General features: G+C 74.8%; 2 protein-coding genes. One reads left to right on the top strand and one right to left on the bottom strand.

Features of this window, described 5'->3' with window-relative positions; translation table 11 throughout:
• On the top strand, positions 1-583 hold a 583-nt coding region (locus tag B8460_RS16910), incomplete at its 5' end, for a TetR/AcrR family transcriptional regulator (RefSeq protein WP_048862790.1).
• A gap of 25 nt (positions 584-608) precedes the next feature.
• Here the strand turns inward: B8460_RS16910 and B8460_RS22245 are convergent.
• Positions 609-1,241 (bottom strand): hypothetical protein (locus tag B8460_RS22245; RefSeq protein WP_048862789.1); only part of this gene is annotated, 633 nt, incomplete at its 5' end.

Below are 1,241 nucleotides of genomic sequence, written 5' to 3'. Positions count from 1 at the left end.
GGCGCCCGCCCGGCCGCGCCCCCGCGCGCCGCGTGCCGACGCGCGGCGCAACCGCGAGCGCGTGCTGGAGTCGGCCAAGGCCGTGTTCAGCGCCGGCGGGCCGGAGGCGAGCCTGGAGGCCGTGGCCCGTCACGCGGGCGTCGGCATCGGCACGCTCTACCGCCATTTCCCGACCCGCGAGGCGTTGTTCGAGGCGGTCTATCGCCGCGAGGTGGACCAGCTCGCGGAGCTGGCCGAGGCGCTGAAGACCGAACCCGGCTCACCGACCGAGGCGCTGCGCCGCCTGCTGCACGCCAATGTCGCGTTCGTTGCCACCAAAAAGGGTATGTCGGCGGCGCTCGCCCTCGCGGCCCATAACGCGCCGGGGCTGATCGCCTATTCGTTCGAGCGCCTGACTGTCGCCATCGGCGGCCTGCTCGACCGGGCGGTCGCGGCCGGGGAAATCCGCGGCGATATCGGGGCGGAGGACGTCCTGCGCACCCTGGTCGGGCTTTGCTACACCCACGACCGGCCGGGTTGGCAGGCCAACGTGCTGCGCCTCGTGGACGTCTTCATCGACGGGCTGCGTCGCCTCCCCGGCTGACGCCCGCCCGCCTCGTCCGTCGTGCCTAGCGTCCCTGCTGCGAGGCGAGCGTCGCGGCCAGGTCGGACAGCACGCGGTCCGCCACGTCGTCGTGCATCGCCAGCACCGTCGCATCCACCGACAACAGCGCGCGGCAGACATCCTCCGGCTTGGCGGCGCCCAGATTGGTGGGCGCGAGGACGGCCCAGCCGGCCACGCCCACGCCGCTGCGCTTGGCCGCGGCGGTGAACGCCTTGTAGTCGTCGGGATTGGCGCGGCGCTCGGTCACCGGATGGTCGCGGGCGTCGGCGATCGCGGTCAGCAGGGCGGCGGTGCGGCCCTCATAGGCCTCGGTGACCGGCCCGTCCGGCAGCGGCGGGATCGGGCCGGTGATCAGCGCCGGGCACAGCGACGCGTCATGCGTCGCCGCCGCCTGCACCAGCGCATGATCGGCGCCGATCAGCGCGCGCAGGCTCGCCTCGGGCGCATGGATCACGGTGTCGCCATGGGTCTGCTTGACCCGCCGCACCTCGCCCAGCAGCAGCACGCCCGGCGGCACGCCCGCGGCCGCCTGTGTCAGCAGCGAGGCGTAGTCGCCCGGGTAGCGGGTCCGCAGCACCGAAGTGATCGGCGGTGCCGCGCGATCGAGCCGCGCCGCCGCGTCCGGCGCCGCCGCGGC

Origin of the sequence: Acidisphaera rubrifaciens HS-AP3 (assembly GCF_000964365.1) — a bacterium.
Classification (GTDB): Bacteria; Pseudomonadota; Alphaproteobacteria; order Acetobacterales; family Acetobacteraceae; genus Acidisphaera; species Acidisphaera rubrifaciens.
The sequence above is the reverse complement of the archived record's forward strand: the minus strand, read 5'-3'. Positions and strand labels throughout refer to the sequence as shown.